This is a genomic window from Methylobacterium sp., assembly GCF_019750675.1.
Taxonomy (GTDB): domain Bacteria; phylum Pseudomonadota; class Alphaproteobacteria; order Rhizobiales; family Beijerinckiaceae; genus Methylobacterium.
Genome location: NZ_JAIEOF010000464.1, coordinates 1 through 5,982, shown reverse-complemented (window position 1 = coordinate 5,982; position 5,982 = coordinate 1). Strand labels below are relative to the sequence as shown.

At 68.9% G+C, this 5,982-nt stretch carries 7 protein-coding genes; 6 read left to right on the top strand and 1 reads right to left on the bottom strand.

Annotation, left to right across the window (positions count from 1 at the left end; all coding sequences use genetic code 11):
• The first annotated feature begins 261 nt into the window (after window positions 1–261).
• Window positions 262–1,428, top strand: a complete 1,167-nt coding sequence (locus K2X24_RS24170; RefSeq protein ID WP_292501916.1) for a type III PLP-dependent enzyme — start codon at window positions 262–264, stop codon at window positions 1,426–1,428.
• Window positions 1,429–1,564: 136 nt separating this feature from the next.
• Window positions 1,565–2,137 (top strand): GNAT family N-acetyltransferase, encoded by a 573-nt coding sequence (locus tag K2X24_RS24165; RefSeq protein WP_292501914.1) that lies wholly within the window; start codon window positions 1,565–1,567, stop codon window positions 2,135–2,137.
• Between the two features lie 24 nt (window positions 2,138–2,161).
• On the opposite strand, the gene K2X24_RS24160 is transcribed toward K2X24_RS24165, so the two are convergent.
• Window positions 2,162–2,338 carry a hypothetical protein gene (locus K2X24_RS24160; protein WP_292501913.1) on the bottom strand — a complete coding sequence of 59 codons (177 nt, stop codon included), beginning with the start codon at window positions 2,336–2,338 and terminating at the stop codon, window positions 2,162–2,164.
• A 317-nt stretch (window positions 2,339–2,655) separates the two neighbouring features.
• Here K2X24_RS24160 and K2X24_RS24155 point away from each other — a divergent pair, with 317 nt between their 5' ends.
• The 4 genes from K2X24_RS24155 (at window position 2,656) to K2X24_RS24140 (ending at window position 5,960) form a co-directional block, all read left to right on the top strand.
• The gene (locus K2X24_RS24155) at window positions 2,656–4,101 is read left to right on the top strand and encodes a homospermidine synthase (protein ID WP_292501912.1); all 1,446 of its coding nucleotides are present in this window, start codon (window positions 2,656–2,658) and stop codon (window positions 4,099–4,101) included.
• Between the two features lie 204 nt (window positions 4,102–4,305).
• The gene (locus K2X24_RS24150; protein ID WP_238280020.1) at window positions 4,306–4,650 is read left to right on the top strand and encodes a hypothetical protein; all 345 of its coding nucleotides are present in this window, start codon (window positions 4,306–4,308) and stop codon (window positions 4,648–4,650) included.
• A 21-nt stretch (window positions 4,651–4,671) separates the two neighbouring features.
• Entirely contained in the window at window positions 4,672–5,514 is an 843-nt protein-coding gene (locus tag K2X24_RS24145) for a DUF1206 domain-containing protein (protein WP_292501910.1), read from the top strand.
• Between the two features lie 26 nt (window positions 5,515–5,540).
• Entirely contained in the window at window positions 5,541–5,960 is a 420-nt protein-coding gene (locus K2X24_RS24140; protein WP_292501909.1) for a PepSY domain-containing protein, read from the top strand.
• Window positions 5,961–5,982 lie beyond the last annotated feature (22 nt).

The window sequence follows — 5,982 nt, the reverse complement described above, 5'->3', positions numbered from 1 at the left end:
ACGGGCTTTTTTGGTCTCGTCGGCCCTCCAAAGGCCGGCACCGAAGAGGCTTGTTTCTCTTTGCCCGGCGTGCGGTGGGGGTCTCCCTTCCAATCCAAGGCAGCTTCCGGGTGCTCTCGCGCCCGCGTTCGACGTCGTGTCTCCAAAGCACGCCGCGCGACGCGTCGCAGCGCCCCCAGACGCCGGACGGCTCACGTCGTCCAGACATTCGACAGCGCGCCCCGCGTGAGGGCGCTCGCGAACCTGTGGGTTGGAACGACCATGACCGATCGTATCCGCGATTTCCTGCGCGCACGCCGCGACATGGGCCAGGACGAGGGCCCGGTGATGGTGCTCGATCTCGAGGTCGTGCGGGACAACTACACGGCCTTCGCCCGTGCGCTCCCCGACACCCGCGTCTTCTACGCCGTGAAGGCGAACCCGGCGCCGGAGGTGCTGCGTCTCCTCGCCGAGATGGGCTCGTGCTTCGATACCGCGTCGGTGGTCGAGGTCGAGATGGCGCTCGCCGCCGGCGCCACCGCCGACCGCGTCTCCTTCGGCAACACCATCAAGAAGGAGCGCTGCATCACCCGCGCGCTCAAGCTCGGCGTGCGCCTGTTCGCCGTCGATTGCGAGGCCGAGGTCGAGAAGATCGCCCGCGCCGCCGAGGCCGCCGGGGTCGAGGCCGGTGACGTGCAGGTGTTCTGCCGCATCCTCTGCGACGGGGCCGGTGCCGAATGGCCGCTCTCGCGCAAGTTCGGCTGCGTGCCCGAGATGGCGGTCGACGTGCTGGAGCATGCCTACCGCCAGGGCCTGACCGCCTACGGCGTATCGTTCCATGTCGGTTCGCAGCAGGGCAACACCGGTGCCTGGGACGGCGCGCTCGCCTCCGCCGCCATGATCTTCGCGGAATGCGCCCAGCGCGGCATCAGCCTCCAGATGGTCAATCTCGGCGGTGGCTTCCCGACCAAGTACCTCAAGGCGGTGCCGGGCGTGGAATCCTACGGCGACGCGATCTTCCGCGCGCTCACCAAGCATTTCGGCAACCGCATGCCGGAAACCATCATCGAGCCGGGTCGGGGCATGGTCGGCAATGCCGGCGTGATCGAGGCCGAGGTGGTGCTGGTCTCGCGCAAGTCGGACGCGGAGGACGAGGTGCGCTGGGTCTACCTCGACATCGGCAAGTTCGGTGGTCTCGCCGAGACCATGGACGAGTCGATCCGCTACGCGATCCGTACCGAGCACGACGAGGACCGCATGGCCCCCTGCGTGCTCGCCGGCCCGACCTGCGATTCGGCCGACGTGCTCTACGAGAAGGTGCCGTATCCGCTGCCCGTGTCGCTCTCCATCGGCGACAAGGTGCTGATCGAGGGCGCCGGCGCCTACACCACCACCTATGCGGCGGTGGCGTTCAACGGCTTCCCGCCTCTTCAGCAATACGTCATCTAAACCTCTTCAAGGTCATGACGCGAAGGCCGGGCGCTCTCGATCGGGAGCGTCCGGCATCGCAAGCCCCCATCGCCCCGTGCAGTCCGCCTGCACGGATCGTCTCGTCGCCTGCCCAACGTTCGGGAAGGGTGCGGCCTTGGTCCAGATCCGTGATGAAGTGGCCGGTGACGTCGTCGCCCGCGAGCACCTTCTCGATGCCTGCTTCGGCGAAGCGCGTCGCCTGAAGACGTCCGAGCGCCTGCGCGAGGGCCGGCTCCCGGCCGAAGGCCTCGCGTTGATCGCCGAGCGGGAGGGCCGCGTCGTCGGCACCTGTCGTCTCTGGCACGTGGAGGCGGGTCCGCGCCGGCCCGCTTTGCTGCTCGGTCCGCTGGCGGTCGATCCGGCGATCCAGGGGCTCGGCCTCGGCTCGATCCTGATGCGGGCCGCCCTGCGAAGGGCGGATGTTCTCGGCCACGGCGCGGTGCTGCTGATGGGGGATGCGCCCTACTACGCGCGCTTCGGCTTCTCGGCCGGGGTCGCGGAGGGGCTGTTCATGCCCGGTCCGTTCGAGCGCGAGCGCTTCCTCGGCCTGGAACTGCGCGCGGGGGCTCTCTCCGGCGCGCGCGGCATCCTGCGCGCCGCTGGTGCCTGGGATCAGGCGGCACCCACGCCGATCGTTCCAGAGGCCCTGGTCGGAACCGACGCGGCGTCCCGACGACGGGTCGCCTGACGCTCTGTCCGGCGCGGCACCGGCTCAGACGTTGGTGTGATGGTCCGCCTTGGCGGCGAGGTCGCAGCGGCGCTGGAAGGCGGCGTCGTGGCGGCGGGTGACGGCGCGGAGCAGCGAGGCCGCCAGGGTGATGATGCCGGGATCGCGGTCGACGGGCTCGTCGACGGGAGCGGCAAGGCGCGAGGTGATGAGTGCGAGCATGGCAGGAGTCCGTGGCGTGAGGTGACGGACGCTTCCTCGGGTCGGGTCGCTCTTGTTCTGTTGCAGTGCAATATCGGCGCGCCCAGGGATGCCCGCAATGCGTTTCGGCGGGATGACGCCCTGCGCTCAGGGCATGCGCGCCGTAATGCTTCCGAAACGCGGGGTTCTCGGCGCGGTTGACCGGCGCGGCCGCAAACGTCACTGAGCCCGTCGCTTGTTCGTCATTTCCGGCACCTAAGGCATGCGGTCGCGACGCGGCGACCCAAAGCACGCGCAAGAGTCGCGCAAGACACGCGTATGAGAAGGATCTTCCGCCCATGACCGAAGCCGCACCCTCCTGGCCCGTCCACGGCCGCATCACCGGCCCCATCGTGATGATCGGCTTCGGCTCCATCGGACGCGGCACGCTTCCGCTGATCGAGCGTCACTTTGCCTACGACAAGGCCCGCTTCACGGTCGTCGAGCCCTCGGACGCACACCGGTCGCTCGCCGAGCAGCACGGCCTGCGCTTCGAGCAAGTCGCGCTGACGAAGGAGAACTATCGCGAGGTACTGACGCCCCTGCTCACCGAGGGCGGCGGCCAGGGGTTCTGCGTCAACCTCTCGGTCGACACCTCGTCGCGGGCGATCATGGAACTCTGCCGCGAACTCGGCGCCTTCTACATCGACACCGTGGCCGAGCCCTGGCCGGGCTTCTACTTCGACAAGAACAAGAGCCAGGGCGACCGCACCAACTACGCGCTTCGCCAGGAAATCCTGGACGCCCGCACCGCCTCGCCCGGCGGCACCACCGCGGTCTCCTGCTGCGGCGCGAATCCCGGCATGGTCTCGTGGTTCGTCAAGCAGGCGCTCCTGAACATCGCCGGTGACCTCGGCCTAAAGACCCCGGAGCCGAAGGACCGCGCCGGCTGGGCCGCGCTCATGCGCGAAGTCGGCGTCAAGGGCGTCCACATCGCCGAGCGCGACACGCAGCGCGCCAAGTCGGCCAAGCCGATGGGTGTGTTCGTCAACACCTGGTCGGTCGAGGGCTTCGTGTCCGAGGGCAATCAGCCGGCCGAGCTCGGCTGGGGCACCCACGAGACCTGGATGCCCGAGAACGGCCGGGAGCAGGAGAAGGGGTCGCGCTGCGCGATCTACCTGCTCCAGCCCGGCGCCGACACCCGCGTGCGCTCCTGGACGCCTACCGCCCAGTCGCAGTTCGGCTTCCTCGTGACCCATAACGAGGCCGTGTCGATCTCGGACTACTACACTGTGCTGGAGGGCGAGCGCGCCGCCTACCGCCCGACCTGCCACTATGCCTATCATCCCGCCAACGACGCGGTGCTGTCGCTGCACGAGATGTTCGGCAACGGCGGCAAGGTGCAGGAGCGCCACCACATCCTCGACGAGACCGAGATCGTGGACGGTATCGACGAACTCGGCGTGCTCCTCTACGGCCACGCCAAGAACGCCTACTGGTACGGCTCGCAGCTCTCCATCGAGGAGACCCGTCGCATCGCCCCCTACCAGAACGCCACCGGCCTGCAGGTGACCTCCGCCGTGCTGGCCGGCATGGTCTGGGCCCTGGAGAATCCGGAGGCCGGCATTGTCGAGGCCGACGAGATGGATTTCCGGCGCTGCCTCGAGGTGCAGACCCCGTATCTCGGCCCCGTCATCGGCGTCTATACCGACTGGACCCCGCTGACCGGCCGCCCGGGCCTCTTCCCCGAGGACATCGACGCCAGCGATCCCTGGCAGTTCCGCAACGTCCTCGTACACGGCTGAGGTCCGCCCGAGCCCCGCGTAACGCGCGGGGCCTCCGTCATCGGCGCGAGTCGCCGGACGGAGGCCCCGTATCCCTCTGTCCCGGCGAAGCGATCACCCATGTCCCCGACACCCGTTGTCGGGGTGCCTGGGCGACGTCTACGATGGGGGTCGCGCTTTCCGGCGCTGTACCATCTTCGTCTCCAGCCAGGACTGAGCCGCCCGGTGCCCCATTTCGAAGATTTCTACGCCGCCAAGCTGCGCGGCTCCCTCGGCGTCACCGACGCCGAATCGGTGCTCGACCTGCGTGGGTCGAACAGACCGACGGCGGAAGCCTCGCTCGCCGACATGCTGGAACGCAGCCGCTTCGGAAAGGGCAAGACGGTGGCGATCCGCCTCGATCCGCCGCCCGAGGGGGGCGGTGAGACGCTGTTTCAGCCGATCGGCCGGCTGCTTCTCGACGCCAAGCGCAAGGGATTGGTCGATCGCCTTCAGACCCTGCCGGGTGGCGACGGGCTCGGATTTTACGTGGCACTATCCGGCAAGGCTGCGCGTTCCTCGGACGGATAGCCCGCGGACTCAGGAAGCGCCTTGTTGAAGCTCGGACACAACACGATCGAGCGCGTGGCCCGGTTCGGCTACGGCGCGCGCGGCATCGTGTACTGCCTCGTCGGTGGCCTCGCGCTTCTCGCCGCGATCGGACAGGGTGGCCGGGCGGGCGACAGCGAGAGCGCGATCCGCTGGGTGCTGGCGGGTCCGTTCGGCGCCGTCCTGGTCGGCTTGATCGCGGTCGGATTGCTGGGGTTCGCCGTCTGGCGTTTCATCGAGAGCGTCACCGACGCGGACCGCCGCGGAACCGCCCTCAAGGGGCTCGTGGTCCGGGCCGCTCATCTCCTCAGCGCCGCCATCTACACCGGTCTCGCAATCACGGCCGGGAGCCTCGCCCTCGGTCTGAGCGGCGCCGGCGGCGATGCGGCGCAGGACTGGACGGCCTGGCTCCTGGGCAAGCCCTTCGGCCTCTGGCTCGTGGCGCTGATCGGGCTCGCGGTCATCGGCGGCGGCATCGCCTTCCTGATCAAGGCTTTCAAGGGCGATGTCACCGACCGGTTGAAGCTGGATGCCGACCATTGCCGCTGGGCCAAGCCGATCGGTCAGTTCGGCTACGCCGCGCGCGGCATCGCCTTCCTCATCATCGGCGGATTCTTCATCGCGGCCGCCTGGTATCAAGCCTCCTCCGAGGTGAAGGGGTTGGCGGGAGCCTTCGCGGCCCTGCGTGCCCAGCCCTATGGCTGGATCCTTCTGGCGGTGGTGGCGGCGGGGCATTTCGCCTTCGGCGCGTTCGGCCTGATCCAGGCACGCTTCCGCCATATCGATGCACCGGATATCGACCGGACCGACGATGCCGTGGCGGCGGCCTTCCGGTCGGTCACCTGAGGCCTGCCAGGAACCAATCCCCACATTTGTCGATTGAGGCCCTGGACACGGATCTTGGTGCGCCGGCCGCTCGCCGCCGCCACGAGCCCGACAAGAGGGGGAACGTCCCAGTGCAGTTTCGTACGACCATTCTCGCCGGCAGCCTGATGGCGCTGAGCCTCGGCCTTGCCGGCGGATCCGCCCACGCGCAGGGCATCTCGATCGGCCCCGGCGGCGTCCAGGTCGATCCCGGTTACCGTCGCGGTTACGACGACCGCGGTCCGCCCCGCAGCGAACTCACGCGCGGCGAAGCGGCCCGCATCGCCCGCCGCGAAGGCCTCGTTGATGTGGACGGTGTCGATCGTCGCGGTCCCCGCCTGATCGTGCGCGGCTCGGACCGGCGTGGTGACGACATCAGCGTGGTGATCGACAGCCGCTCCGGCGACGTTCTCGACGTTCGTCGCTGAGGCGAGATCGCCCCGAGGTCAC